Source organism: Serratia sp. TSO36, from assembly GCF_057808395.1.
This window is the reverse complement of record NZ_JBJZOU010000009.1, coordinates 76362-103165: the sequence shown is the minus strand read 5'-3', so window position 1 is coordinate 103165 and position 26804 is coordinate 76362. Positions and strand designations below refer to the sequence as shown.

Sequence of the window (26804 nt, the reverse complement as noted above, 5' to 3'; positions counted from 1 at the left end):
CAGTTTCAGGCGGACAGCAACTTGTTCATGCGACGGATGAACAGGTTCGGATCTTCCAGCGTGCCGCGTTCAGCCAGCAGCGCCTGATCCAATAACAGGTCGATCCATTCGGCGAAATGTTCGTTATCGCCCACATCGGATGCGCGTTTGACCAGAGCATGCTCCGGATTGAGCTCGAAAATGTACTTCACTTCCGGCGCCTGCTGGCCGGCGGCGGCGAACAGCTTGGCCATCTGGGTGCTCATTTCGTCGGCGTCGGTCACCACGATCGCCGGCGTATCGGTCAGGCGGTGCGTCAGGCGCACATCCTTCACCCGCTCGCCCAGCAGGGTTTTCACGCGTTCGATGAACGGCTCCAGCTGCTTCTCGGCGGCCTTCTGCTCTTCGGTTTCATCCGCCAGTTTGTCCAGCGTTTCATCCGCTTTACTGACCGACTGGAACGGCTTGCCGTCGAATTCGGTCAGGTAGCTCATCATCCACTCGTCGATGCGATCGGACAGCAACAGCACTTCGATGCCTTTCTTGCGGAACAGCTCCAGGTGCGGGCTGCTCTTGGCTGCAGCGTAGCTGTCGGCGGTGATGTAGTAAATCTTCTCCTGCCCTTCCGCCATGCGGCCGATGTACTCTTCCAGCGACACGGTCTGCGCCGAGCTGTCGCCGTGGGTGGAGGCAAAGCGCAGCAGTTTGGCGATCGCTTCCTGGTTGCCGTGGTCTTCCGCCGGGCCCTCTTTCAGCACCAGACCGAACTGCTGCCAGAATTTCTGGTAGCCTTCGGCGTCATCTTTGGCCAGCTTATCCAGCATTTGCAGCACGCGCTTGGTCAGCGCGCCGCGCAGGTTTTGCGTCACGCGGCTGTCTTGCAGGATCTCGCGCGACACGTTCAGCGGCAGATCGTTGGAGTCGATCAGGCCGCGCACGAAGCGCAGGTAGTTCGGCATGAACTGCTCGGCGTCGTCCATGATGAACACGCGCTGCACGTACAGCTTCAGGCCATGCTTGTGATCGCGGTTCCACATGTCCCACGGCGCCTGCGCCGGGATATACAGCAGGCTGGTGTACTCCTGCTTGCCTTCTACCCGGTTGTGGCTCCAGCTCAGCGGATCGGTGAAATCGTGGGCGATGTGCTTGTAGAACTCTTTGTACTCTTCGTCGGTCACGTCAGCCTTGCTGCGGGTCCACAGAGCCTGCGCCTTGTTGATCTTCTCCCAGGTGACGGTGTCGTCTTCTTCGTTTTTGCTTTCGATCTCCACCGGCAAGGCGATGTGATCGGAATATTTGCCGATCACCGAGCGCAGGCGCCAGGCGTCGAGGTACTCATCTTCGCCTTCGCGCAGATGCAGGGTGATTTCGGTGCCGCGCGTCTCTTTGGTGATGTCGGCGATGGTGTAGTCGCCTTCGCCGGCGGACTCCCAGAACACGCCTTCGTCATCGGCGGCGCCGGCGGCGCGGGTGCGCACGGTCACTTTGTCCGCCACGATGAACGCCGAGTAGAAACCGACGCCGAACTGGCCGATCAGCTGGCTGTCTTTCGCCTGGTCGGAACCGATGGATTCCAGGAACGCTTTGGTGCCGGACTTGGCGATGGTGCCGAGGTTTTCGATCACTTCTTCGCGGCGCATGCCGATGCCGTTGTCGGCGATGGTCAGGGTGCGCTGCTCTTTATCGAAGGACAAGCGGACGCGCAGCTCGCCGTCGCCGGCGTACAGCTCTGGCGCGGACAGGGCGCGGAAGCGCAGCTTGTCGGCGGCGTCAGAGGCGTTGGAAATCAGCTCGCGCAGGAAAATTTCTTTGTTGGAGTACAGCGAATGGATCATCAAATGAAGCAGCTGTTTTACTTCAGACTGGAACCCGCGGGTTTCTTGACCTTTCATACTCATTGATTACCTCAAAAGACAATGGCTACCAAAATCGAACAATGAGGATCAGATGAGGGTCAGGGTCTTGTTTTTCAAGCGGACGGCGGGAGATTTTTGGCAAAAAAATGACGGGGCCGAACGGCCCCATCCGGGAAAACATCAGAACTTGATGGCGTGACGCCCGGCCAGCGAATGCGACAGCGTGGTGCCGTCGACCATCTCCAGCTCGCCGCCCACCGGCACGCCGTGGGCGATGCGGCTGGCGAGCACGCCATACTGGCCGCACATCTCGGCGATGTAGTTGGCGGTCGCTTCCCCTTCCACCGTCGGGTTGGTGGCGAGGATCACTTCGGTGATGCTCTCCTTTTCCAGCCGTTGCTCCAGGCGATCCAGACCGATATCGCCCGGCCCGATGCCGTCCAGCGGCGACAGATGCCCCATTAGCACAAAGTAGCGCCCGGCGAACTGGCCGGTCTGCTCGATGGCATGGATATCCGCCGGGCTTTCCACCACGCAAATCTGGCCGTTTTGCTGACGGCGCGGATTGGCGCAGATGGTGCAGACGTCCTGCTCGGTGAAGGTGCGGCAGTCGGCGCAGTGGCCGATTTCCGACATCGCGCGCGTCAACGCCTGCGCCAGGCGCATGCCGCCGCTGCGATCGCGCTGCAGCAGCTGAAACGCCATGCGCTGCGCCGATTTCGGGCCGACGCCCGGCAGGCAGCGCAGCGCCTCCATCAGGGATTCAAGGAGCGGGCTGGTTTGCATCAGAACGGCATCTTGAAGCCAGGCGGCAACTGCATGCCGCTGGAGACGGAGGCCATCTTCTCTTTCTGGGTCTCTTCGATGCGGCGCGCGGCGTCGTTGAACGCGGCGGCGATCAGATCTTCCAGCATCTCTTTGTCGTCTTCCATCAGGCTAGGATCGATCTCCACGCGGCGGCAGTTGTGCGCGCCGTTGATGGTGACCTTCACCAGGCCCGCGCCAGACTCGCCGGTCACTTCCAATTTGGCGACTTCTTCCTGCATCTGCTGCATTTTTTCTTGCATTTGCTGGGCTTGCTTCATCAGGTTGCCCAGACCGCCTTTACCAAACATAGTCGTCTCTCGTCGCTAGGGCCGCGCACCTCGCGCGGCGTTTAAAGGGGGCGAATACTCTCTTCATCCAGATCCGCGTCGAAGAACCGGCACAGCGTCTGAATATGGGTATCCGCAACGATGGACTGGCGCGCCTGCGCCAGCTTTTCTTCATAGATGGCTTGTCGCCATTCCAGCGGGGTGCGCTCCGCCGGATTATCGTCCTCTATCACGGTCAGCTCGATCGGGCTGCCGTACAGCTCGCCGAGCGCTTCGGCCAGCGTCTTCTGCGCCGAAGGCGAATTCAGATGACGCTGCGAAGACCGCAGATGGAGGCAAATCTTGCCCGCTTCCGGCTGCTGCTTGAAGGCGTTCAACGCCAACTGCTGCACCAGTTTCGGGATCTTCAGCCTGTCGATTTCCGCCGCCCAGGCGTCGCGCTCCAGCGACTCCACCACCAGCTTGGCGGCCAGCTCCGGCGTTTTCTCGTGCTCCAACGCCGTGCGCAACGCTTTCGGCGTCGCCAGCGGTTCCGGTGCCGCTTCCGGCTCGGTCTGCGCGCGCCAGCGATAGGCTTCCGGCTTGGCCGGTTTTTCCGGCACCTTCTTCTCCGCCAGACGCTGCTGGCTACGCTCGGTCACGGAAGCCAAACGCCCCAGCGCCGAGTTTGCCGGCCGCGCTATTCCTGGCGCCGCCGGCTCATTCTTTTTTGGTGTGGATGCTCCCTGCTGCCGCTGCAGCTGGGACCGCGCTTTCAACAGCTGGGCGGTGGCATCCGGTAATGGGGTCGATGATTGCCGCGACGGCGCGGCCGGCTGCCCTAGCGGCGGCGGCACGTCCTGAAACTGCGGCGGCTGTTGCGATGCGGCGGCCTGCGGCTGCGCCATCGGCGCCGGCGCGGTCTGCACCAACGCCACCGGCTCCGGGATCACCGCTTTCGGGTGAAACGCCAGCGCGCGCAGCAGGGTCATCTCAACCCCCATGCGGCGATCCGGCGCATAGGCCAGCTCTTTGCGGCCGACCAACAGCGTCTGGTAGTAAAGTTGCACATCGGCCGGCGGCAGGGTACGCGCCAGCTCGCGCAGCCGTTGTTCCACGGCGGCGTACTGATTGTCGAGCATCGAAGGCAGCAGCTGCACCATCGCAATGCGGTGCAACAGCGCCAGCGTCTCCACCAGCAGGTTTTCCCAGTCCACGCCGCGCGAAGCGGCCTGTGCGACCTGAGCCATCACCTTTTCGCCGTCGGCACTGACCAGCGCTTCGAGGATCGCCAGCGGCTGTTCGTCATCGAGCGTGCCGAGCATCTGGCTGACGGTGGCGGCGGTCACCTGCCCCTGCCCCATGGCGATCGCCTGATCGGTCAGGCTCAGCGCATCGCGCATGCTGCCGTCGGCGGCGCGCGCCAGCAGCTGCAGCGCGCGGGCGTCGCTGGTGATCTGCTCCGCCGTCAGCACCGTTTCCAGCTGCTGGCGGATCTGATCGACGTCCAGCGCCTTGAGGTGGAATTGCAGACAGCGCGAGAGAATGGTCACCGGCAGCTTTTGCGGATCGGTGGTGGCCAACAGGAATTTGACGTGCGGCGGCGGCTCTTCCAGCGTCTTGAGCAACGCGTTGAAGCTGTGGCGCGAGAGCATGTGCACTTCATCGATCAGGTAGACCTTGAAGCGGCCGCGCGCCGGCGCGTACTGAACGTTGTCCAGCAGATCGCGGGTATCTTCCACCTTGGTTCGGGAAGCGGCGTCGATCTCGATCAGATCGACGAAGCGCCCCTGCTCGATCTCGCGGCAGTTGTCGCATTGGCCGCACGGCGTGGCGGTGATGCCGGTTTCACAGTTCAGGCCTTTGGCCAGCAGGCGCGCGATGGTGGTTTTCCCCACGCCGCGCGTGCCCGAGAACAGATAGGCGTGATGGATCCGCCCCAGCGAGAGGCCGTTGGCCAGCGCGGTCAGGACATGTTCCTGGCCGACCACGTCTGCGAACGTTTGAGGGCGCCACTTACGGGCGAGAACCTGATAGCTCATTAATACCGGAGAAGTCGAGGAATCTGGAGGGTCATGCTAACACAGCCCCGCGGCGATCCGCGAGGCCGTTGTGCCCAAGGGGCGATGCCGCATCAATGGCCGGCGAAGTCCACCAGGCAGTAGCAGTCGATGCCCAGCTTGTTCAGACGCGCTTCCCCGCCCAGATCCGGCAGGTTGATGATGAATGCGGCGTCGTTCACTTCACCGCCCAGGCGGCGGATCAGTTTGGTGGTCGCTTCGATGGTGCCGCCGGTCGCCAGCAGATCGTCCACCACCAGCACTTTGTCACCCGCGGTGATGGCGTCGGTGTGGATCTCCAGCTTGTCGGTGCCGTACTCCAGCTCATAGCTTTCGCTGAGCGTGGCGCGCGGCAGTTTGCCCGGTTTGCGCACCGGCACGAAACCGACGCCCAACGCCAGCGCGACGGGCGCGCCGAACAGGAAACCACGCGCTTCGGTACCCACCACCTTGGTCACGCCCGCTTCGCGATAGCGCTCAACCAGCAGCTCGATGCTGGCGGCGTAGGCCAACGGGTTTTCCAGCAGGCTGGTCACGTCGCGGAACAGGATGCCCGGCTTCGGATAATCCGGGATGGTTTTGATACTGTCTTTAATAAACTGAAGCTGCTGCGCAGTAGCGGTCATAATTGTTGCCTGATAAAACTGCCTGAAAACCGGCGCGCCGCTCACCCGCTGCCGCCGGGTGAAACACACCGGAGATGAAATGGCAGGCGATCCGCGCACGAAAACGCCCAAATCTATGCAAACTGGCGGACAAATGCAACCGGCGGCGCACAATCAGCGCTGTTTTTGTTGCGGCAGGTCAATAACCGGCAGGCGCAGCATAAAGGTCAGCAAAATGGCCAGCATCAGCAGCAACAGCCCGCGCACCCACCAGATTTTCACCAGCCACAGCGAACAGGCGAAGGTGAGCACGATCACCAGCACCGCCTTCCACTTCGCTCCCGGCGGCAGCGCGCGATGCTGTTGCCAGTGGCGCAGGTAGGGGCCGAACCAGGAGCGGTGCAGCAGCCAGTGATGAAAGCGCGGCGAAGAGCGGGCGAAACACCAGGCGGCCAAAAGCAGAAACGGCGTGGTCGGCAACAGCGGCAGCACCACGCCCAACGTCGCCAGCACCACCGCCAGCCAGCCCAAAATGATCAATAACCCACGCGTCATGCGGCTCTTCGCTCCTCAATCGGTTGCCGCCTACTGTAGCATCGGCGCCGCGCCGGCGGAATATGCGTGCGGCGCTTGTTTCACGGCAGGATCGCGGGCAAGCTTACGCCTGTTGAAATCAAGAGGGAGCTTATGTGAGCACTCAGCGTCTATTACAGGTGTTGGCACAGCAGATCGCGGCGCTGGCGGCCGAAGTGACCCCGCGCGGCGACGCCCCGATCCCGCAGGCGCGCTTCGACGCCGCCCTGTTCGCCAACCGCGGCACGCGGCTGCGCGACTACCTGGCCGAGGTGGAGAAGAATTTCGCCCAGCTGCAAAGCGCCGCCAACGACAGCCGCACCAGCCAGGTGGCCTTTCTGGCCGAAAAACTGGTGGCTCAGATCGCCGCCCTGCAGCGCGAGCTGGCCACCCAGGCGCTGCGGCGCAAGAACCAGCCGAAAGAAGCCCCCGAGGCCGATCTGTACCACAAGCTGGCCGAGCATCAGGACTATGAACGCCGGCTGATCGCCATGATTCAGGATCGGGAAAGCCTGCTCGGCCGCCAGACCACGCTGGCGGCGCAGCAAAAGCTGCAGCACGAGCTGGCGGCGCTGGAGGGGCGCCTGATGCGCTGCCGCCAGGCGCTGGCGCGCATCGAGCGCAATATCGAGCGCAAAGAAAACGGTTTTTGAAGATTTATCACAATATTTTAATGATTATTCCCGGTTGCGCGCCGGGTTCACTATACTCTGCCGGTACGCGAGTTATTCATTCCATTAATTAAGCGCAGGTGCTATGTCTCTGGAAAACGCCTCACCCGAACTGCAGCTGGCGGTAGACTTGATTTACCTGCTGGAATGCAACGAGATCGATCCGGCCACCGCGCTGGCGGCGCTGGATATCGTCAAACGGGATTATCAGGAAAAACTGCAGCGCGCCGGCGTCACCTCTCCCTATCTGCCTGCCGGACAGTAATCAGGGACAGCGCCGCTGTCCCTTTCGTCTTTCAACGCTCATCAGCCCGCCGTCTGGCCGCCTTCGTCCGGCGAGCTGAGCGCGCAAATAATAAGGAAAAAAAAGCGTGTCGCGGCGGCGATGCGCCGACAAACGTGAGCGGCGCCAGAGCCAGAGAAGGCAGAATCAATCAGCACTGCATGATTTAGCTTCGGATCGGTTAAGAAGCCTGAAGAGTGTCACGGCCGCCGGCGGGCAACGAACAACAAAAGCGTTGCAGCTGATGACCCGTTGCAGCGGAATCAGAAAGTCAGCACTTTTTCCGCCGCCAGCGTCCACTGCGCCAGCTCGACCAACGTACCGATCGCCACGCCGTCCGCCAGCGGCAAGCGGCTGACGCCGCGCGCGTCGGCACAGGTCTTGCACAGCTTGACCGGCACCTGCTGCGCGGTGAGGATCTCCAGCATCTGCTGCAGGTGGTATCCCTCGTGCGGCTGCTGCCCCGCCAGCCCGGCCACCACCGCATCGGACATCAGAAACAGCCGCAGGTCGAGACTGCTCTGCTGCTCTTTCATGGCGATGGCCAACCGCAGCGCATTGAACAAGGATTCATGACCATAGGCGGCGCCATTGGCGATGAGAACAACTGATGACATGAAATCTCTCCTTATAAAGGAAGGCGGTCGGCGTCAGGCGTCGCCGCGTCGGGTTTGAGGCGCAAGGTGGGGCAAAACTGCAGCATTTCCAAAAACGCGTCCACCAGCGCTTCGGCTTCGGCCCGCAGATCGAAACTTTCCGGCATAAACAGCCAGTTTTCCATCAGGCCGGTGATATAACCGCGCAGGATGATCGCCGCGCGGCGGGTATGTAAATCGGCGGGTAATTGCCCGTGGTGAATGCAGTTATACAGCACCGCTTCAATGCGTTCGTAGCCGGCGAGGTACAGCACCTTGCGCGAATCCAGCAGCGGCATCATTTCACCGACAAACTCGCATTTGTGGAATATAATTTCCATCAACGCCCGCCTACGGCCGTCTTCAACCGTAGACGTCAGAATGTAAATCAGAATTTCTCGGATAACCCGCAGTGGATTATCGGGAAACTTTGCCTGATACTCTGTTTCGAGCTGGTCAATTTTCGGCTCGGTAGATTCCCAAACTTCATTAAACAGGTCTACCTTATTCTTGAAGTGCCAGTAAATGGCTCCACGCGTAACCCCGGCAGCGGTGGCAATATCTGTCAGTGACGTTGCAGCAACGCCACGTTCAGAGAACTCTCTCACCGCAGCATCAAGGATTTGCTGTCGGGTTTCTTGCGCCTGCTGTTTGGTTTTTCGTGCCATGGCATTGTTATTTAGGGGGAGTGTGATTTACATACATTCGCGAATGTATGTACCATAGCACGCACATATAATTAACGCAGCAATGGGTTTTAAAGCTTGTGATCCATTGATCATTTTGAAATCGGACACTTGAGGTTTTTCTATGAACAAAAACAGAGGGTTAACGCCTCTGGCGGCCGTTCTGATGCTTTCAGGCAGCTTAGTGCTAACAGGATGTAACGATAAAGAAACCCAACAGCAAGGCGCCCAACAACAGGCGCCTGAAGTGGGCGTAGTCACCTTGAAGGCCGAGCCTCTCAACATCACTACCGATCTTCCTGGCCGCACCGCTGCGTATCGTATCGCCGAAGTTCGCCCTCAGGTCAGCGGCATCATCCTGAAGCGCAACTTCGTTGAAGGCAGCGATATCAAGGCCGGGACGTCTCTGTACCAAATCGATCCCGCCACCTATCAAGCCAGCTACGACAGCGCGAAAGGCGATTTGGCCAAAGCACAGGCCAGCGCTTCCATCGCACGCGTGACGGTAAACCGCTACAAGCCATTGCTGGGTACCAGCTACATCAGCAAGCAGGACTACGACAACGCCGTCTCCACCCTGCAGCAGGCGGATGCCGCCGTGGTGGCCGCCAAGGCCGCCGTGGAAACCGCGCGCATCAACCTGGCGTACACCAAGGTGACCTCCCCGATCTCCGGCCGCATCGGCAAGTCCGCCGTGACCGAAGGCGCGCTGGTCAGCAACGGCCAGGCGACCGCCCTGTCCACCGTGCAGCAGCTGGATCCGATGTATGTCGACGTCACCCAGTCGAGCACCGACTTCCTGCGCCTGAAGCAAGAGTTGGCCAGCGGCGCGCTGAAGCAGGAAAACGGCAAGGCTAAAGTGAAACTGCTGCTGGAAAACGGCACCGAATACGCACAGGAAGGCACGCTGGAATTCTCCGACGTCACCGTCGACGAGACCACCGGCTCCATCACCATTCGCGCCCTGTTCCCTAACCCGAACGATACGCTGCTGCCGGGCATGTTCGTACGCGCCCGTCTGGACGAAGGCGTGCGCAGCGATGCGCTGCTGGTGCCTCAGCAAGGCGTCACCCGCAACCCGCGCGGCGAAGCGACGGCGTTGGTGGTAGGGGCAGACGACAAAGTTGAGCTGCGCACGCTGAAGGCGGACCAGGCGATTGGCGACAAATGGCTGGTTACCGATGGCCTGAAAGCCGGCGATCGCGTGATCGTCTCCGGCCTGATGAAAGTGCATCCGGGCGCGCAGGTAAAAGTGCAGGAAGTTGACACTCAGGCGCAAAAACAGCCGCAGTCTGAAGCGCAGAAGTCATAAAAAGGAGCCTGTAATACATGGCTAAGTTCTTTATAGACCGCCCAATTTTCGCCTGGGTAATCGCCATCATCGTCATGTTGGCGGGGGTGCTTGCAATAATGAAACTGCCTATTGCGCAGTATCCCACTATTGCACCGCCGGCGGTGAGTATTTCCGCCAACTACCCGGGCGCAGATGCCAAAACGGTGCAGGATACCGTCACGCAGATTATCGAACAGAACATGAACGGTATCGATAACCTGATGTACATGTCCTCCACCAGTGATTCCTCTGGTAGCGTCACCATTACCCTGACGTTTGAATCCGGCACCGATCCTGACATCGCGCAGGTTCAGGTCCAGAACAAACTGTCGTTGGCCACCCCGTTGCTGCCGCAAGAAGTTCAGCAACAGGGCCTGAAAGTAGAAAAATCCAGCAGCAGCTTCCTGATGGTGGCCGGCTTCGTTTCCGACGATCCGAACATGACTCAGGACGATATTGCGGACTACGTGGCGTCCAACATCAAGGATCCGATCAGCCGTTCGTCCGGCGTGGGTGAAGTGCAGCTGTTCGGTGCCCAGTACGCGATGCGTATCTGGCTGGATCCGAACAAGCTGAACAACTACCAGCTGACGACCACGGACGTGACCTCCGCCATCACCGAGCAGAACAACCAGATCGCCGCAGGCCAGCTGGGCGGCCTGCCGCCGGTGCCGGGGCAGCAGTTGAACGCCTCGATCATCGCGCAGACCCGTCTGACTTCGCCGGAAGAGTTCGGCAAGATCCTGCTGAAGGTGAATACCGACGGTTCCCAGGTACGCCTGCGCGACGTCGCTCACATCGAGCGCGGCGCGGAAAGCTATGCCGTTACCGCTCGCTATAACGGTAAGCCTGCCGCCGGTCTGGGTATCAAACTGGCAACCGGCGCCAACGCCTTGAACACCGCCAAAGGTGTGAAAGATGAGCTGGCCAAGATGACGCCATTCTTCCCGCAAGGGATGAAAGTGGTTTATCCGTACGACACCACCCCGTTCGTTAAGATCTCCATCAACGAAGTGGTGAAAACGCTGATCGAAGCCATCATCCTGGTATTCCTGGTGATGTATCTGTTCCTGCAGAACTTCCGCGCGACGCTGATCCCAACCATCGCGGTGCCGGTGGTGCTGCTGGGGACCTTTGCGATACTCGCGGCGTTCGGCTTCTCGATAAACACCCTGACGATGTTCGGCATGGTGTTGGCGATCGGCCTGCTGGTGGATGACGCCATCGTGGTGGTGGAAAACGTCGAGCGCGTCATGGCCGAAGAGGGGCTGCCGCCGAAAGAAGCGACCCGTAAATCGATGGGCCAGATTCAGGGCGCGCTGGTGGGTATCGCCATGGTGCTGTCGGCGGTATTCGTGCCGATGGCGTTCTTCGGCGGTTCAACCGGCGCCATCTATCGCCAGTTCTCGATCACCATCGTGTCCGCGATGGCGCTGTCGGTGCTGGTGGCCTTGATCCTGACGCCGGCGCTGTGCGCCACCATGCTCAAACCGATCCCGAAAGGCGATCACGGGGTTAAAACAGGCTTCTTCGGCTGGTTTAACCGCATGTTCGAGAAAAGCACGCATCACTATACCGACAGCGTGGGCAACATCCTGCGCAGCACCGGTCGCTATCTGATCATCTACCTGCTGATCGTGGTTGGCATGGGCCTGCTGTTCCTGCGCCTGCCTTCCTCGTTCCTGCCGGACGAAGATCAGGGCATCCTGTTGACCATGGTGCAGCTGCCTGCCGGCGCCACCGAGTCCCGCACCAACAAAGTGCTGGAAGAAGTCTCCGACTACTTCCTGAACAAGGAAAAGGACAACGTGGTTTCGGTGTTTACCGTCGCGGGCTTCGGCTTCAACGGTAACGGCCAGAACAACGGCCTGGCATTCGTCAGCCTGAAAGACTGGGGCGAGCGTCCAGGGAGCGAGAACAAGGTCGAAGCGATCGCGGGTCGCGCCATGGGCGCATTCTCGCAGATTAAAGAAGGCCTGGTATTCCCGTTCAACCTGCCGGCGATCATCGAACTCGGTACCGCAACCGGCTTCGACTTCGAGCTGATTGACCAGGGCGGCCTGGGGCACGAGAAACTGACCGAAGCGCGTAACCAGCTGTTGGGCATGGTTGCTCAACATCCGGACGTGCTGGTGGGCGTGCGCCCGAACGGCCTGGAAGATACGCCGCAGTTCAAACTGATCGTCGATCAGGAGAAAGCCAAGGCGCTGGGCGTCAGCATCACCACCATCAACAGCACGCTGAGCACCGCGCTGGGCGGCTCGTACGTCAACGACTTCATCGACCGCGGTCGTGTGAAGAAGGTATACGTACAGGCCGACGCGCCGTTCCGTATGCTGCCGGAAGACATCAACAAGTGGTACGTGCGCGGCACGAGCGGCCAGATGGTGCCATTCTCCGCCTTCTCTTCGGCGAAATGGGAATACGGCTCACCGCGCCTGGAACGCTATAACGGCTTGCCGTCGATGGAAATTCTGGGCCAGGCCGCACCGGGCAAGAGTACCGGTGAAGCGATGAACCTGATGGAACAGCTGGCGTCCAAACTGCCAAGCGGCATCGGTTACGACTGGACCGGCATGTCCTATCAGGAACGTCTGTCGGGCAACCAGGCGCCGGCGCTGTACGCCATCTCGATTCTGGTGGTGTTCCTGTGTCTGGCGGCGCTGTATGAAAGCTGGTCCGTGCCGTTCTCGGTCATGCTGGTATTGCCGCTGGGGGTTATCGGTGCGTTGCTGGCAGCGACGATGCGCGGCATGAACAACGACGTGTACTTCCAGGTGGGGCTGCTGACCACCATCGGTCTATCGGCGAAGAACGCCATCCTGATCGTGGAATTCGCCAAGGATCTGATGGAGAAAGAAGGCAAAGGCCTGATCGAAGCGACGTTGGAAGCGGTGCGTATGCGTCTGCGTCCAATCCTGATGACGTCTCTGGCCTTCATCCTCGGGGTTCTGCCGCTGGTTATCAGCAGCGGTGCGGGCTCCGGCGCACAGAACGCGGTAGGTACCGGCGTAATGGGCGGGATGATCACCGCCACCGTCTTGGCGATCTTCTTCGTACCGGTGTTCTTCGTGGTGGTTCGCCGCCGCTTCAGCAAGAAGAACGAGGACCTGGAACACAGCCATCCGGTAGAGCACCACTGATCGCTCAGTGATATGAGCTCCACCCGATAATCGAAAAGGCCGCACATGCGGCCTTTTTCTTTTGCTTCAGTTGCTTAATGCAAACCGTTCTCATTAATTCACTCGTGGGCGCAATTTACGCTTGATCGCGACGCCGGGTCGGCGCATAATTATTGTTATAGTATAACATTACACGAGAGAGCCATTATGAAACCCGGCATCCATCCCGATTACCGCACCGTGGTCTTCCACGACGTCAGCGCCAACGCCTACTTTAAAGTGGGATCGACCATCAAAACCGATCGCACCATCGAGCTGGACGGCGAAAACTGGCCGTATGTCACCCTAGACGTCTCTTCCGCTTCGCATCCGTACTACACCGGCAAGCAGAAAGACTATTCCAAAGAAGGCAGCACGGCGCGCTTCCAGCAGCGCTTTGGCCGCTTTATCGGCAATAAGTAACAAGGAAATCCCATGCAGGTATTGAGTTCATTGCGTTCGGCGAAAAATCGCCACCCGGATTGCAAAGTCGTGCGTCGTCGTGGCCGCATCTATGTGATCTGTAAAAGCAATCCGCGATTCAAAGCGGTACAGGGACGTAAGAAAAAGCGTTAACTCCCCAGTGTCATCTGTCGCAAAGCCCCGTTGCTGCTCAACGGGGCTTTTTTTATGGCGAGAAAGTGCCTGCAAGCTGTCCCCGCCGGCAGGCGGGGGCAGAGGTTACTTCATGCTGCTCAGCAGCGCGTCGACATTGTGTTTGAACGCCTGTTCATAGGTGGCCGCCGGGCCGCCCGTACGGGAGAGCGCTTCAGGGTACAGCTCGCCGCCCGCCTTGGCGCCGGTGGTGGCGGCAATCTGTTTCACCAACCGCGGATCGGTCTGATTCTCGATAAAGTAAGCGTTGACCTTTTCCTGTTTGATCTGCTTGATCAGGCCGGCCACGTCGCTGGCGCTGGCTTCGGCCTCGGTGGAAAATCCGACCGGGGCAAGGAAGGTGACGCCATACTCTTGCCCAAAGTAACCAAAAGCATCATGGCTGGTCAGCACTTTACGTTTCTGTGGCGGCACTGCGGCGAACTGGGTTTTGGCCCACAGGTCCAGCTTTTGCAGTTGCTGAATGTATTCGGCCCCGCGCTGGCGAAAATAGTTGGCATCCTCGGGATCGGCGGCAATCAGGGCGTTCATCACGTTGGTGGCGTACTGCACGCCGTTTTTCATGCTGTTCCAGGCGTGAGGATCGGTAATCGCTTTGCCGTCCTCCTCCATCTGGCGGGTGCTGATGCCCTGTGAAGCGGTGATCACCTGCCCTTTATAACCCGAAGCGCTGACCAGGCGATCTATCCACCCTTCCAGCCCCAGTCCGCTGACGAATACCACATCAGCCTGAGCCAACTTTTTGCCGTCCTGCGGCGAAGGCTCGAAACTGTGCGGATCGCCATCCGGCCCCACCAGCGTGCTGACCTTGACGTGATCGCCCCCCACCTGTTTGACGATATCGCCCAGAATGGAAAAGCTGGCGACGGCGTCGACGGTCTTCGCCATCGCCAATGGGCTGGCCAGCAGCGCAGCGACCGCCAGAGATATAGGTAAACGTTTCATACTTTCTCCTTGCAAATGGCACTTCTCAACGGCGCGCGAAGGCGTAAATGCCTCCGCGCGTTCCAAACAGGATCGAGACGAAAAAGATGACGCTGGCGCTGAGCACGATCGCCGGGCCGGCGGGCAGCGAAGCGTAATAGGACCACACCAACCCAATCAGGCTGGAAAGCGCGCCGATGCCCATCGCCGTCGCCAGCGTCTGCGGCAGATTGCGCGCCCAGAAGCGCGCGCTGGCGGCGGGCAGCATCATCAGCCCCACCGACATCAGGGTGCCGAGGATCTGGAATCCCGCCACCAGATTGACCACCACCAGCGCCAGAAACAGGCCGTGGATCAGCGCCAACCGGCGCGGCGCGTTGACGCGCAGGAACGTGACGTCGAAGGACTCGATCACCAATGCACGGTACAGCGCCGCCAGCGCCAGCAGCGAAACCGAGGCGATCGCTCCGACCATCAGCATCGCCTGCGCATCCACCGCCAGGATCGAACCGAACAGCACGTGCAGCAGATCCACGCTGGAGCCGCGCAGCGAGACCAGCGTGACCCCCAGCGCCAGTGAGCCCAGGTAGAACCCGGCGAAGCTGGCGTCCTCTTTCAGCGGCGTGCGACGGCTCACCAAGCCAGACAGCATCGCCACCGCCAGCCCGGCGATAAAGCCGCCCACCCCCATCGCCACCAGCGACATGCCGGAGATCAGATAGCCGATCGCCGCGCCCGGCAACACCGCGTGGGACAAGGCATCCCCCACCAGGCTCATGCGGCGCAGCAGCAAAAACACGCCCAGCGGGGCGGCGCTGAGCGACAACGCCAGGCACGCCATGAGCGCGCGGCGCATAAAACCGAAAGAGAGGAAAGGATCGATAAGCCCATGCCACAGCATCATGGCGCCACCGCCCGCAGATCCGGCTGCCGTTCGGCGGCGTGATACCTCGGCACCTGTTCCAATACCCGCTCGGCCGCGCCCCAGTGGCAAGCCTGCGGCGTTAGCAACAGCACCTGTGGAAAATGCTCGGCGACCATCGACATATCGTGCAGCACGGCGATCACCGTTTTCCCCTGCCGGTGCAGTTGCGCGATCGCCTGCAGCAGGATCTGCGTGGTGGCGCTGTCGATGCCGGTGAAAGGTTCATCCAGCAAAATCAGCGGCGCCGGTTGAACCAGCAGGCGCGCAAACAGCACCCGCTGCAGCTGGCCGCCGGACAGTTCGCCCACCGGGCTGCGCGCCAGCGCGCTCATGCCAACGTTCGCCAGCGCCTCATTGACCTGGCTTGCCGCACGCCTGTTCATGCCGCCGAACATGCCGTTTTGCGGCCAACAGCCCATCGCCACCAGATCGCTTACCGCGATCGGGAATTGCCGATCCAGCTCGGCCTGCTGCGGTAGATAAGCCCTGCGCGGTGGCTTGCCGCCACTAAAACTCAGACTGCCGCCCAGCGGCGGCAACAATCCGGCGAGCGTTTTCAGCAACGTCGATTTCCCGGCCCCGTTGACGCCCACCACCGCGGTTAACGAACCGGCGCTGAACTGCCCGCTCAGCGGCGGGAAAAGCGGCGTGACGCCATAGCCTATCGCCAGTTGGCGCAAGGAGATCATGGCAGCGATACCGCCCAGAAGATGCCGAGCCACAGCAGGGCCAGCAGCGCAACGGCCCCCGCACAGCGCGCGGCGGCGGAGGTGGTAAACAACGAATTCAGTGACGGCGCGGCGTCATGTTGTGAAGAGGGAGTCAATGTGGTGACCAAAATGATGGGTTAATAGTTATAATATAACATCACACCCACTACCACATCTCAAGCTATGGCGCGACAATAATGCAACGGAACGTAACAGTCCTTCGCGCAGCGGCGCTTCCCCCCGCAGCCTCCTTATCAAATCCAGGGATATTCCCATTCGGTTGAAATGTTGGCATAAGGTAAAGAACAGCGGTAAATCGAAAAATTTACCGGCGTGAGTGAAAAAGGAGTAAGATAAGCAGATAACATTGCTGTTGGCCGAGATTAATGCTTGTTGCCCTTGCCTGTAACCGGGACGTCAACGCACTTTCTGTTAAAAAATTAAAGAAAGTGATTAATGACAATATAGCGGAGTTAGTGCCGGCGCTGACCAGCGAACTGAGTTTTTATTCTGAAAGCGCACGCTATGCCGAAGATTCATTAGAAATACTTGATATAGTACGACAAGGTGACGGCGATTATTCAATGAGTTATCGCTATAAGTGGGGCATTTTTAATGCCTGCCTGGATATCAACAGCGAAGATATCATCAACGACAGCGTACGGTTCCGAGTGACGGAGCGGGGTTTAATCTTCGACATCATTGATAACTCACGGCCATCAACTGCGGATGAATTGTAAGTTTACGTAATAACTGCAGGCCAAACGCGAAAAAATGATTTATATTCATTTTACGGGAAGTTTATTTAACCACCGTTAAGCTGCCTCCGTCCATGATGTAAATCAGCTTACTCACATAGTGTTATCACACCGCAATTAAGACTTACGGAGGGGATGATATGGATGAGTATTCGCCTAAGCGACACGACATTGCTCAGCTCAAATTCTTGTGCGAAAATTTGTATGATGAAGGTATCGCTACCCTGGGAGACAGTCACCATGGGTGGGTCAACGATCCGACGTCCTCCGTCAACCTGCAGCTTAATGAGTTGATCGAACATATCGCTTCGTTTGTGATGAGTTATAAAATTAAATACATGGACGAATCAGACCTGTCGGAGTTAGTCGAAGAATATCTCGACGATACCTATACGCTGTTCAGCAGCTACGGTATCAATGATTCCGACCTGCGCCGCTGGCAAAAAACCAAGGCGAGATTATTCAGAATGTTCTCAGGAGAGGACATCTGTACGACAATGAAAACTTAGGGGATAATTATTCCCGAGCTATTTTACGGTTATTAAACTAAAGGCCACCATGACTAAAACCGACTATCTGATGCGTTTACGTAAATGCACCACGATTGATACTCTCGAACGTGTTATTGAGAAAAATAAGTACGAGCTTTCCGATGATGAACTGGAGCTGTTTTACTCAGCGGCCGATCACCGTCTGGCGGAGCTCACCATGAACAAACTGTATGACAAAATCCCCACCTCCGTTTGGAAATATGTCAGATAATCATCTCCCAACGCGTTGAGCCGATGCTTTTATCGGCTTCAATGTTCAAACTGAATACGTATTTTTCCTATTGACAATGAAATGTTAATTACGTTCATTTTTATCGTTAATAATAAATAGAAACAATTCTCTGTTCCTGTCCGGGGTATTACGCCTTAACGCGATTAACGCGTGCTGTCTCTCGCACTCCCTGCTTATCGGCCACACGCGTCACGGTCATGCCGTCGCTCTTCCCTATTACCTTCGCGGCCACGCCGCCGCACTGCCTCGCCGGGCGGCGTGTTCGCCCCGTAAAATCAGAGCATGCGGCGCAAAATCGCCTGCCCGGCGAAGCAGTGGTGTTTAATCACCGCCGCTATGTGCAGCACGATCATGGCCGACAGCGCGATGCACGAATAACGGTGCACGGCGAAAAAGAAGCGGTTAACGTCGAGATTTGCTATCGGGCGAGGGAAGTCGATCGCGCCGAAAACGGCAAAGCCGTGCTCCAGCATAAGGAATCCACTGAGCAGCACCACGAAAATCAGCAGGTAGAATATTTCGTGCAGCAAATGCACCAATCCCTTCTCGTGCCCTTGCAGCATATCGCCATAGGGCACCTTAGGCCGGAAAAAACGCCAGGCGAAACGAACTGCCATCAACGGCGTCAGGATCGGAGAGATGTTTTTGGCCGCAATCACTTTCAGCACGTTATTCGGCATACCGATCACTGCATAGTCATACACATCCAGCACGTTCAGCAAGAATTGATAGCACTGCAGCTCATTGAGCCGCTCATAGCTGCACACGACCACCTTACCTTTTTCCTGAATATCCGTGCCAAAAAGTCTCATCGGCTCACTTGTCTCCGCACGATGAGCCGCATCACACCTACGCTTCTTTCAACGCACATGCGCCCTTCACTCGCCCGCAAAAAACATTAGAAACTATAATCATTAAAATAATTACCAAAAAATCAGAATCAGCACCAAAAAATCAAAAAAATACAAAAATAACAGCAAATAATACATTAAATAACTTTCATCCAGCCAGAATCACCAAATTTCAACGCGGGTTGATCTGGATCATTTAGCGCCAAACAAGTAAGTAATCATAAACAAAAAGCACTATATTCAACTGCTGATAGCGTCTAAAAACCTAAACCCAACCCTAAAGGAAACACGATGACGATTGGCAGCAGCTATAACTATCCCGCACAGCGCGCCGCACAACTGGCCGCCGCGCAAAAACTGCATACCTCCGGCGCCTGGGGTGGCCGTTATCCAAACCCGCCCGATTTGTCGTTCGATTACCGTCGGCTGGTAGAGCAAACCGGCGGTATTGCTCAGGCGACGGCGCCAGACCATAAAATCTGCATTATAGGCGCAGGCATCACCGGCCTGACGGCGGCGCGCGAACTGTATCGCTGTGGCTTCAATAACGTGACCGTCATGGAAGCGGGCGACCGCATCGCCGGCCGCCATTACACCATTACCGACGTCGCAAACCAGGGATTGGCAACCCGCTACGCCCCCTTCGAGATGGCGGCGATGCGCATGCCTTACTTTAATCTGGCCGGAGAAACGCCTGACGATGGCTGCTCGCTGCTGGCCTACTACGCCAGTGAATTTGGGCTTTCGATTCAAGATTTCCCCAACCCCGGCACGCGATGGGTCGCGTCAACCGGCATTTACCTGCAAGAAGGCTTGGTGCACGGCGGCGCTGAACCTATCATGCAGGTATGGGTCAACCCGGATGGCACGACGCCGCCGCCGACCGCTCAACTGCAGGCGGTATTCGACAAGTGGAAGACGTTTGAAAAACTAATGGTCGACAAAGTCAGTGAAACTTATGGTTCAGACGATTGGGAGGTCATGTGGCAAGCCATTGTCGAGACCTATTCCCGCACGGCCTTCCGCGACTTTGTCAAGGCGCCGGCCATCGAGCATTGGGATCCGGAGAACCCGGGAAACTTCGGCGGGCTGGCAATGAGCGATGAAGAGTCCAACATTTTTTACTCCATCGGCTTTGGCGATGGCAGTTGGGGCGCCTTCTACGATGTTTGCACCCTCTACCCCTTGCGCACGGCGATATTCGGTTTCGGCAGCCAGCTGCAACTCATCCACGGGCGTTATGATCCAGACGGTGCCTTTAATCCCGGCCCCTTTGCCGAGGCGCTGACGCTGCCGGATGCCTATGGCCGCCGTTTTGAAGGCCCCCGCTATCGTGGGGTGCGCACGTTTGACGACTGCATGCTATTCCTGCCGCCGCAGGGCAAGGCGCTGTCGTTTTATGAGCACGCCATGCAGCGCCAGGCCGGGTTTGGCACGCAGCAGCGCGTGAAGCGCATCGAGAAGCGGGAAAACGGCATTCGCGTTCACTATACCGTGGGCGCAGACACCGCAATGGCGTATGAAGATTTCGACTCGGTCGTGGTGACGGTGCCATCCTGGATCCTGGAAGTCGACGTGGAACTGCAAGGCTTCTCACCACAACAGTTACCGCAAACCATCACCCGCGCTTACAAAACCGCCCACTGGGAAACCAGCTGTAAAGTTTATGCGCCGTTGGATCCGACATTTTTCACCGATCCCGGCAATAAAATCCCTCAAATCCTGGTGACCGATACCTTCGTTCACGACGTTTACGCCTATCAATACAGCGTCGGCGGTTATGAAACGCCCTGTATTCTTCTCAGCTATACTTGGGAAGACGACGCCACCAAGCTGGCGTCTTTCAGCGACGCCGCTCTGGTCGAAAAATGCGTGGCGGAGCTGGACCGCATTCTATTGCGTTCACAAAATATCGGCCAACCTATTTCGCCCTACATTCAAACTGAGCACGCGCGCGTCGTACGTTGGATCACCGAGCCGAACTCGCTCGGCTGCGCTAAGCTTTACCGCGCAGGAACCTATGCCGATGCCATGAGCCTGCTGGCCTACAACCGCGATACCGCAGCGCACTCCGGGCTCTATTTGGCCGGCGAGTCTTTCTCCGTCGATGCCGGCTGGACGGAGCCTTCGCTGCGCGGCGCCATTGATACCATCATCAATCTTTGCAACAACACCGGCGCGCACTTCAACGGAGGATTCAACATAGAAGATTACCCTCACTACCAAGTGTAATCGCATTACATCACGCAAGGCGATCTGCCGGATCGCCTTGCGTCGTCCACTCACCGCGCGGCGGCCAGGAGCTGCCGCGCCGCGTCGATCAGCAACCGATCCCTCCCTTTCGCCGCGATCAACTGACACCCCACAGGGAGCCCGTTCAGCCACCCGCACGGGATAGTGATCGCCGGCAGCCCCAGCAGATTCCATATGCTGGTCAGGCTGAGCAGTGCGTCGCGAACGCCGCAGACGCGCCCGCCGAGAAACAGCGTCCGCGCATGCAACGCAGGCGCGCAAACGGGCACCGTCGGCATCAGCAGCACATCGCAGCATTCGAACACGCGCGCGAAACGGCGCGACAGCGCCTCGCGACGCGCCAGCGCACGCACATATTCCCATCCTCTGACCTCGCGCGAAGCGATGAGCCGCTGCAACACTTCGGGTTGAAAGCGCTCCGGCCACTCGGCCACGCGCTCGGCGTGCACCTCATAGGCCTCACTCTTTTGTATCTGCCCAAGAACCAACTGCATCTCGCTTGCCCACGGGGCGATCTCGACGGCCGACGGCAACCTCCGCCCACAGGCTGCGCGCAGCCAAGCCTCCGCCAGCGCGACGACCTGCGGATCCTGCGGGCCAAAAGCCGCTGGCGGCACCCAATGCAGCCGCAGCCCAGCGACATCGGCCGCAGGCGACGGCGCATCGTCGGGCGCCAATATCGCGTAAACGGCGGCGACGTCGGCGGGAGAGCCGGCGATGATCCCCACATGATCCAGGCTGCGCGAGAGCGGAAAAACCCCCTCGGTTGAGATGGCGCCATAGCTGGGCTTAAACCCCACCGTGCCGGTCAACGCAGCGGGGATCCGCACCGAACCGCCGGTATCCGTGCCCAACGCGACGGGCACAATGCCGGCGGCCACCGCAGCGGCGCTGCCGCAACTCGAGCCCCCCGTCATTTTCGACTTGTCCCAGGGATTACGGGTCGCCCCCTGCAAAGCGCAATCGCCGGTCGGACCATAGGCAAACTCGTGCGTCGTCGTCTTACCGAGTATGATGGCGCCGGCTTTTTTTAAGGCCGCAACGCAGTCGGCGTCCTGTTCCGGCACAAAGTCCCGAAAATGCGCGGACCCCATGGTCGTTGGCATACCGGCCGTCATAATGTTGTCCTTAATGCCGACGGGCACCCCGTGCAATATGCCCAAATCCTTCCCCGCCGCTAGCAGGGTATCCGCCTCGGCAGCGCTGCGCCGGGCCTGTTCCGCGGCGATATGGGTGAAGGTATTCAGCTCAGGCTCGATCGCGGCGATGCCGGCCAACGCGTGTTCTGTCAGCTCAACCGCGCTCGTTCGCCGGCTGCGCAGCGCCTGCGCCAGCTGTTCCAGGCTTTTTCCCGCAAAATAACCGTCTGTTAAAGCAACATTCGGAGTCGTTAGCGACATAGTGAATTCCTACAGATAAAACGATGAACGCGGCCGTTAATGCCCGCCGCTCCCCGGCAACAGCCCCAACGCCGGCACGATCAGCAACGTGCTGAACGCCATCGACAACACATTGCCCACATAAGGGTGAAAGTCCTTGGGCAAACGGCGAGCAAATGCCGCAGCCAAAGGAGGTCCCAACAGCGCCCCCAGCAAAGCTCCACCGACGATCGCCGTCGCGGTGCCGCCGTAGGCCAACACGGCGGCCGGCGCCACCGACACCACCGGGATGTAGGTGGGATACCAGCCTTGGGCAATCCACTGACGGCGCCAGACCACGACAGCAATCGCGGCGGCCAGCGCCTGAGCCGTCAAGATTTCCGCCAGAAGTCCGGAACCGTAAGCGGGCGACAAGGCGTTCAGCGCGGTGGCCAACAATACCCCCGCAATGAGGCCGGCGCTCGCCCACTCGTTGCCGAAAAAAGGTGATTCGGTAAAGTCCGCCAGCATCCTGCGCACGGTCCAGACCGGCCCAAAAACCTGTTCGGGAGGCAGTGCGGCGACGATCTGCGGCGCGTTGTCGTGGGTCGTCAGCCACGGCAGGCGGCGATACAGCATAAACGCAACCACGCTTCCCAACGCCATGCCGCCAACGTTGCCGATCACGCCCGGCAGCGCCAACGGCGCAAAGACAAAATTAACCAACAACAGCGACGACGGCGTCACCAACAATGCCCCCAGCACCGCGCCAACGACGGTTATTTTCCATCCCCGGCCATACATCAGCACCGTCGCGGCCGGCAGTGAAACAAAGGCGACAAAGGTCGGTTGCCACCCTTGCCCGTCGCGGATCGTCCATCCCCATAACAGGTTGCTGAGCACCAATCCCAGCGTTGAACTGAGCAGCAGCCAAGGCCACAGCCCCGTCGCATAAGAAATGGCGAACCCCTGCCATTGACTGCCCCTGCGGCACGCCCGCCAGGCCAGCGCGCCGCCAGCCAACATGCCGAGAGAGGCCAGCTCATGTTTGTAGAACGTCGCCTCGCTCATATCCCCCAGCACCCACCTCAGCCAGGCTAACGGCGCCGGCCACTGCGCCAACATCGACGTGTAATCGGGCCAATGCGCCGTGCGCCCCACCGCCGTCGCCAGCTGCGCGGCGAGCGCCAATGCGGCCGCCAGCGCGGCGGCCGCCGCGATATTCAGCGCCACCGTCCCGCATTTTATTCCCCGGATTGAAACCGACCTGTTCTCCATAAGGGCCGCCTCACCGAGGGAACGCTGGATGAATGCGATAACCCAACATCGCGTCGTAAACATCGGTGCGGCGATCGCGATGCAGGTCGTTCAGGCTGTTCCAGATTGGTGCGCTGCGGGCCGCGCACAGATCGATATCCGCATATAAAATGGTTTCATCTTCCGCCGACGCGATCGCGCCGATCGGCCAACCGTTGGTGCCGGCAATCAGCGAACACCCCAGGAAACGTTCGCCGCGATCGCTCCCCACCCGATTCGCCGCAGCGATAAAGACATTGTTGACGTGTGCGGCGGTCATCGTCAGATAAGACGCCATACAGCGGCCGGCTTCATCAAACAGCGGCGGAGGCGTCCACACCCAGTTGTTCACGCTGCAAATGATATCTGCGCCTTGCTGCGCCAACAGGCGGGGCACCTCCGGGAACCAGATGTCCCAGCACACCAGCATGCCGATACGCCCTATCGGCGTATCGAACACCGGGAAACCCAAATTGCCTGGAGTAAACCACAGCTTTTCCAGATTCCACAGGTGCGCCTTGCGGTAGTGACCAATGAATCCGTCGGGGCCAACCAGCACGGCAGTGTCGTACAGCTGTGCGCCATCGCGCTCCGCCACGCCGGCGACCAGATAAACATCGTGCTTTCTGGCGAAGTCCATCCAAACCTGAACGCTGGGGCCGTTTGGCACCTCTTCTGCATGGTCGAACGCCTCTTGCCGGTGGGTAAACAGGTATCCGGTATTGGCCAGTTCGGGTAGCACGATCAAATTCGCCCCTGCCGCAGCGGCTTGCTGCGCCAGCCCCAGCCCGTATCGCAAGTTGCGTTCGCGGTTCTCCGTGCCCACCTGCGGATCGAACTGAACGACGGCAACCCGCACCGGACTGACACACGTTTTGTTATTCTCGTTCATTCTCTTTTCCCCGATTGTTTTTATCATCAACCCAAACGTTTGGGTTAACCAATACGCCTTTACCCAAACGTTTGGGTTTGCTAGGTTTATGATCGTAAGCCAACCAAGTCAATACGGGTTGTTGTTGTTTTGTTAAATAACGTGAGCCGCATCATGGTTAATAAATAAACAAGAGCCGTGTTGTGATCGAATTCGTGGCATGATGTCGAGGCTTGGCGGCATGCCGCCCTGCGCTGTTTCCGCCAATTCGCCCAGCCGAGAAGGAAAGCATGGAGAACACCGATAAACCCATTACGCTGAAAGCGCTCGCCGCTCGCCTGGGCATGCATGTTTCCACCATTTCCCGCGTGTTGAACGGCTCGCAAGATGACGCCTCTCTGGCCGCCTCGCCGGAAACCGTGCAACGCATCAGACAGCTCGCCGCAGAATTGAACTATCGCCCCAACCCACACGCCACCAGCTTGAAAACGCAGCGCAGCCAGGTGATTGGCGTCCTGGTGCCTCGCCTTTCCGATCTGGTGCTGGCCACCATTTACGAGGGCATTGACGAGGCAGCGGCCAAAAACCGCATATCCACCTTTGTCTCCAATACCCACGATCGGCCGAACACGCAACAAGAGCGCGGGGAAATGGCGCTGGCCAGGCGGGTGGACGGCCTGATCATCGGTGACGCTCACCTGACGTCGGACAATCGTTTTCTGGCGGACATCGCCGCGCGAGGCGTGCCTTTCGTGCTGGTCAGTCGGCGCGCCGGCGAGCATTGCGCCGTCACGTGCGATGACTATCTCGGCGGTGAGCTGGCGGCGCGGCACCTGATCGAGCAAGGTCATCGCCGCATCGCCGTCGTCTCCGGCGAACCCTTCGCCAGCACCGGCCTGGATAGAACAGCCGGCTTTATCCGTTACTGCCGCCAGGCCGGCATTGAAATGCCGGACGCCAACATCATCCCCAGCCATTTCGATACAGCATCCGGCCACCAGGTCGGCATTTCGCTGCTCTCCGGGCCGCGGCCGCCAACCGCCGTTTTCGCCGTCAATGACTTTCTGGCGATTGGCTTAATGGGCGCTGCGCGAGACTGCGGATTGACGCCAGGCCGCGATATCGCCATCGTCGGCTTCAACGATACGCCGCTGGCCGCTCAGTTGCCGATCGCACTGAGCAGCGTGCGCTCGCCAATGCGGGATATGGGCTACCGCGCGATGGAATTGCTGTTGAAAAAAATGAAAGGAGAAACGCCGGCGTCGCTGAAGCTCGAGCCACGGTTGGTTATCAGGGAAAGTTCGCGCGGCGTGCCTGCCCGGTAATCAGGGCGAACGATGGCGGAAAATGGGGGCCCAAATGGGTGGGGACCCTGCCAGCTACATCCCGGCACACACGTCACCTGCTGCGGCTGCTTCCTTCCGGACCTGACCGAGTTCACAAGTTAGTGTTGCGGGAGAACCAACAGGGCCCCCATTGACGGCTTCTGTACTCCGAAGCGGTGGGCATTATCGGCGATGCCCCATCAAATAGCAAGCCAACCGGGGTTAACCGCTGTTTTCTTACCCACCTGCGCTGTGGCACACTCTTCGCCTGGGTTTTGAGTCACGCAGGAACAGCAATATGCAACCAGAAGACGCCTCTTTCAGCCAGCGGGTTTTCCATATCGTGGCCGCCATCCCGTTCGGCAAAGTCACCACCTACGGCGAAGTCGCCCGGCTGGCCGGCTCGCCGCGCGCCGCGCGTCAGGTCGGGGGCGTGCTGCGGCGTTTGCCGGAAGGCAGCACGCTGCCCTGGCACCGGGTGATCAACCGGCACGGACAGATCTCGCAGCAGGGGGAGGATTTTCAACGGCAACGGCAGGCATTGCTGGCGGAGGGGATTATTTTCGGCCCGCACAGCACGGTCGATTTCGATCGCTACGGCTGGCGCTGGTAAAACAAAACAGCCTTTGGCCGAAGCGCAAAGGCTGCTGATTTCATCTTGCTGTACCGCAGTAAGCTTACTGCATGGCGGTTGGCGCAGCCTGAATCGGCACACCCTGAACCGGAACCAGCAGCAGATCGGCACGGGTGCCGTTGCGGTTAACCACTTCCTGGATGGTGTCGGTAATAAACATCAGTCGCCCGTTGACCGTCACCGCCGCGCTCAGAATGATACGCGCATTCGGTTGGATGTCGGACGGGTTGTACGGCAGCGTAAAGCTGAATGGCGCCTGCTGCCCTTCAGTACGTACCGCGCGCTGTGCAATCACTTTAGACGGTGCATCCGCCAGCGAGGCGTCAGAGAGGGTGACCGTCAGTACGGCGTCCGGCGGCAGCGCAATGCGCTGACGTATATTAACCGAACCTGTCACCGCCGGGCCCTGAATCTGCGTTTGCGCAGCCGCCGGGTTACCGGCCGCCTGGGTAGGCACATCAGCACTCTTTTGCGCGCATCCCGCCAGCGTGATCGTCAGTGCCGCGGCACCGCCTACGATTTGCCAGAGTTTCATGGATCGGTCTCCTTTTTTATTATCAACATGTTGGTGGCTTTCACCACCTCA

The 26804-nt window shown here is 59.2% G+C and carries 28 protein-coding genes, 1 other RNA gene and 1 other annotated feature; of the genes, 12 read left to right on the top strand and 17 right to left on the bottom strand.

Annotated features, from left to right (window positions below):
* Positions 1 to 5: 5 nt before the first annotated feature.
* From htpG to ACK3CV_RS05800, 6 genes are all read right to left on the bottom strand, one after another.
* Positions 6 to 1871, bottom strand: a complete 1866-nt coding sequence (gene htpG, locus ACK3CV_RS05825; RefSeq protein WP_164141167.1) for a molecular chaperone HtpG — start codon at positions 1869 to 1871, stop codon at positions 6 to 8.
* 144 nt (positions 1872 to 2015) lie between these two features.
* A complete protein-coding gene (gene recR / locus ACK3CV_RS05820) occupies positions 2016 to 2621 on the bottom strand; it encodes a recombination mediator RecR (RefSeq protein ID WP_004940263.1) in 606 nt (201 codons plus the stop codon).
* Positions 2621 to 2950 (bottom strand): YbaB/EbfC family nucleoid-associated protein, encoded by a 330-nt coding sequence (locus ACK3CV_RS05815; RefSeq protein WP_004940264.1) that lies wholly within the window; start codon positions 2948 to 2950, stop codon positions 2621 to 2623. Before ACK3CV_RS05815 ends, recR begins: the two co-directional genes overlap by 1 nt.
* Before the next feature lie 41 nt (positions 2951 to 2991).
* Positions 2992 to 4950, bottom strand: coding sequence for a DNA polymerase III subunit gamma/tau (gene dnaX, locus ACK3CV_RS05810; protein WP_101427852.1), 1959 nt, complete (start codon positions 4948 to 4950; stop codon positions 2992 to 2994).
* Positions 3595 to 3659 (bottom strand) — a sequence feature (DnaX frameshifting element). Its footprint overlaps the gene before it by 65 nt.
* Positions 4951 to 5042: 92 nt before the next feature.
* The gene (gene apt / locus ACK3CV_RS05805; protein WP_015376864.1) at positions 5043 to 5594 is read right to left on the bottom strand and encodes an adenine phosphoribosyltransferase; all 552 of its coding nucleotides are present in this window, start codon (positions 5592 to 5594) and stop codon (positions 5043 to 5045) included.
* A gap of 153 nt (positions 5595 to 5747) precedes the next feature.
* A complete protein-coding gene (locus ACK3CV_RS05800; protein ID WP_004940275.1) occupies positions 5748 to 6128 on the bottom strand; it encodes a DUF454 family protein in 381 nt (126 codons plus the stop codon).
* A gap of 134 nt (positions 6129 to 6262) precedes the next feature.
* Between ACK3CV_RS05800 and priC the strand changes: the two genes are divergently transcribed.
* On the top strand, positions 6263 to 6799 hold the full coding sequence (gene priC, locus ACK3CV_RS05795; RefSeq protein WP_033637350.1) for a primosomal replication protein PriC: 537 nt from the start codon (positions 6263 to 6265) through the stop codon (positions 6797 to 6799).
* A 103-nt stretch (positions 6800 to 6902) separates the two neighbouring features.
* Positions 6903 to 7082, top strand: a complete 180-nt coding sequence (rsmS, locus tag ACK3CV_RS05790) for a pleiotropic regulatory protein RsmS (protein WP_016928837.1) — start codon at positions 6903 to 6905, stop codon at positions 7080 to 7082.
* A 281-nt stretch (positions 7083 to 7363) separates the two neighbouring features.
* On the opposite strand, the gene ACK3CV_RS05785 is transcribed toward rsmS, so the two are convergent.
* The gene (locus ACK3CV_RS05785; protein ID WP_004940282.1) at positions 7364 to 7717 is read right to left on the bottom strand and encodes a DsrE/DsrF/TusD sulfur relay family protein; all 354 of its coding nucleotides are present in this window, start codon (positions 7715 to 7717) and stop codon (positions 7364 to 7366) included.
* Positions 7718 to 7728: 11 nt separating this feature from the next.
* Entirely contained in the window at positions 7729 to 8403 is a 675-nt protein-coding gene (gene acrR / locus ACK3CV_RS05780) for a multidrug efflux transporter transcriptional repressor AcrR (protein ID WP_033653243.1), read from the bottom strand.
* A 142-nt stretch (positions 8404 to 8545) separates the two neighbouring features.
* Here acrR and sdeX point away from each other — a divergent pair, with 142 nt between their 5' ends.
* From sdeX to ykgO, 4 genes are all read left to right on the top strand, one after another.
* A complete protein-coding gene (sdeX, locus tag ACK3CV_RS05775; protein ID WP_033637347.1) occupies positions 8546 to 9733 on the top strand; it encodes a multidrug efflux RND transporter periplasmic adaptor subunit SdeX in 1188 nt (395 codons plus the stop codon).
* Between the two features lie 17 nt (positions 9734 to 9750).
* Positions 9751 to 12897 carry a multidrug efflux RND transporter permease subunit SdeY gene (gene sdeY / locus ACK3CV_RS05770; protein WP_033637346.1) on the top strand — a complete coding sequence of 1049 codons (3147 nt, stop codon included), beginning with the start codon at positions 9751 to 9753 and terminating at the stop codon, positions 12895 to 12897.
* 186 nt (positions 12898 to 13083) lie between these two features.
* Entirely contained in the window at positions 13084 to 13338 is a 255-nt protein-coding gene (locus ACK3CV_RS05765; protein ID WP_033637345.1) for a type B 50S ribosomal protein L31, read from the top strand.
* A gap of 12 nt (positions 13339 to 13350) precedes the next feature.
* Positions 13351 to 13491 carry a type B 50S ribosomal protein L36 gene (ykgO, locus tag ACK3CV_RS05760; protein WP_004940304.1) on the top strand — a complete coding sequence of 47 codons (141 nt, stop codon included), beginning with the start codon at positions 13351 to 13353 and terminating at the stop codon, positions 13489 to 13491.
* Between the two features lie 105 nt (positions 13492 to 13596).
* On the opposite strand, the gene ACK3CV_RS05755 is transcribed toward ykgO, so the two are convergent.
* From ACK3CV_RS05755 to ACK3CV_RS05745, 3 genes are read right to left on the bottom strand one after another with little or no spacing between them, the layout of a single operon-like run.
* Entirely contained in the window at positions 13597 to 14475 is an 879-nt protein-coding gene (locus tag ACK3CV_RS05755; RefSeq protein ID WP_164038792.1) for a metal ABC transporter substrate-binding protein, read from the bottom strand.
* A gap of 25 nt (positions 14476 to 14500) precedes the next feature.
* Positions 14501 to 15358 (bottom strand): metal ABC transporter permease, encoded by an 858-nt coding sequence (locus ACK3CV_RS05750; RefSeq protein ID WP_033637343.1) that lies wholly within the window; start codon positions 15356 to 15358, stop codon positions 14501 to 14503.
* Positions 15355 to 16068 carry a metal ABC transporter ATP-binding protein gene (locus tag ACK3CV_RS05745; protein WP_164038851.1) on the bottom strand — a complete coding sequence of 238 codons (714 nt, stop codon included), beginning with the start codon at positions 16066 to 16068 and terminating at the stop codon, positions 15355 to 15357. Before ACK3CV_RS05745 ends, ACK3CV_RS05750 begins: the two co-directional genes overlap by 4 nt.
* 407 nt (positions 16069 to 16475) lie before the next feature.
* Between ACK3CV_RS05745 and ACK3CV_RS05740 the strand changes: the two genes are divergently transcribed.
* The 3 genes from ACK3CV_RS05740 to ACK3CV_RS05730 all read left to right on the top strand — a co-directional run bounded on the left by ACK3CV_RS05740 (position 16476) and on the right by ACK3CV_RS05730 (position 17609).
* Positions 16476 to 16829, top strand: coding sequence for a hypothetical protein (locus ACK3CV_RS05740; protein ID WP_164038794.1), 354 nt, complete (start codon positions 16476 to 16478; stop codon positions 16827 to 16829).
* A 158-nt stretch (positions 16830 to 16987) separates the two neighbouring features.
* Positions 16988 to 17356 carry an Hha toxicity modulator TomB gene (tomB, locus tag ACK3CV_RS05735; protein ID WP_004940312.1) on the top strand — a complete coding sequence of 123 codons (369 nt, stop codon included), beginning with the start codon at positions 16988 to 16990 and terminating at the stop codon, positions 17354 to 17356.
* Positions 17357 to 17405: 49 nt separating this feature from the next.
* Entirely contained in the window at positions 17406 to 17609 is a 204-nt protein-coding gene (locus tag ACK3CV_RS05730) for an HHA domain-containing protein (protein WP_004940313.1), read from the top strand.
* A gap of 296 nt (positions 17610 to 17905) precedes the next feature.
* Here ACK3CV_RS05730 and ACK3CV_RS05725 read toward each other — a convergent pair whose 3' ends face one another.
* On the bottom strand, positions 17906 to 18442 hold the full coding sequence (locus tag ACK3CV_RS05725) for a cytochrome b (protein ID WP_239504638.1): 537 nt from the start codon (positions 18440 to 18442) through the stop codon (positions 17906 to 17908).
* A 330-nt stretch (positions 18443 to 18772) separates the two neighbouring features.
* Between ACK3CV_RS05725 and ACK3CV_RS05720 the strand changes: the two genes are divergently transcribed.
* Positions 18773 to 20713, top strand: a complete 1941-nt coding sequence (locus ACK3CV_RS05720) for a flavin monoamine oxidase family protein (RefSeq protein ID WP_164038797.1) — start codon at positions 18773 to 18775, stop codon at positions 20711 to 20713.
* 50 nt (positions 20714 to 20763) lie between these two features.
* On the opposite strand, the gene ACK3CV_RS05715 is transcribed toward ACK3CV_RS05720, so the two are convergent.
* From ACK3CV_RS05715 to ACK3CV_RS05705, 3 genes are read right to left on the bottom strand one after another with little or no spacing between them, the layout of a single operon-like run.
* The gene (locus ACK3CV_RS05715; protein ID WP_033633990.1) at positions 20764 to 22134 is read right to left on the bottom strand and encodes an amidase; all 1371 of its coding nucleotides are present in this window, start codon (positions 22132 to 22134) and stop codon (positions 20764 to 20766) included.
* Positions 22135 to 22170: 36 nt separating this feature from the next.
* Positions 22171 to 23325, bottom strand: a complete 1155-nt coding sequence (locus ACK3CV_RS05710) for a hypothetical protein (RefSeq protein ID WP_204280368.1) — start codon at positions 23323 to 23325, stop codon at positions 22171 to 22173.
* Between the two features lie 55 nt (positions 23326 to 23380).
* The gene (locus ACK3CV_RS05705) at positions 23381 to 24280 is read right to left on the bottom strand and encodes a nitrilase family protein (protein WP_033633991.1); all 900 of its coding nucleotides are present in this window, start codon (positions 24278 to 24280) and stop codon (positions 23381 to 23383) included.
* 269 nt (positions 24281 to 24549) lie between these two features.
* Here ACK3CV_RS05705 and ACK3CV_RS05700 point away from each other — a divergent pair, with 269 nt between their 5' ends.
* Complete coding sequence (locus tag ACK3CV_RS05700) at positions 24550 to 25584, top strand: LacI family DNA-binding transcriptional regulator (RefSeq protein ID WP_033633992.1); 1035 nt, start codon at positions 24550 to 24552, stop codon at positions 25582 to 25584.
* Positions 25585 to 25629: 45 nt separating this feature from the next.
* Here ACK3CV_RS05700 and ffs read toward each other — a convergent pair.
* An RNA gene (ffs, locus tag ACK3CV_RS05695) (signal recognition particle sRNA small type) lies at positions 25630 to 25726 on the bottom strand.
* A gap of 156 nt (positions 25727 to 25882) precedes the next feature.
* On the opposite strand from ffs, the gene ACK3CV_RS05690 reads away from it, so the two are divergent.
* Positions 25883 to 26197 carry an MGMT family protein gene (locus ACK3CV_RS05690; protein WP_033647296.1) on the top strand — a complete coding sequence of 105 codons (315 nt, stop codon included), beginning with the start codon at positions 25883 to 25885 and terminating at the stop codon, positions 26195 to 26197.
* Between the two features lie 64 nt (positions 26198 to 26261).
* Here ACK3CV_RS05690 and ACK3CV_RS05685 read toward each other — a convergent pair whose 3' ends face one another.
* A complete protein-coding gene (locus ACK3CV_RS05685) occupies positions 26262 to 26753 on the bottom strand; it encodes a YbaY family lipoprotein (protein ID WP_016928846.1) in 492 nt (163 codons plus the stop codon).
* Positions 26754 to 26804: the final 51 nt, after the last annotated feature.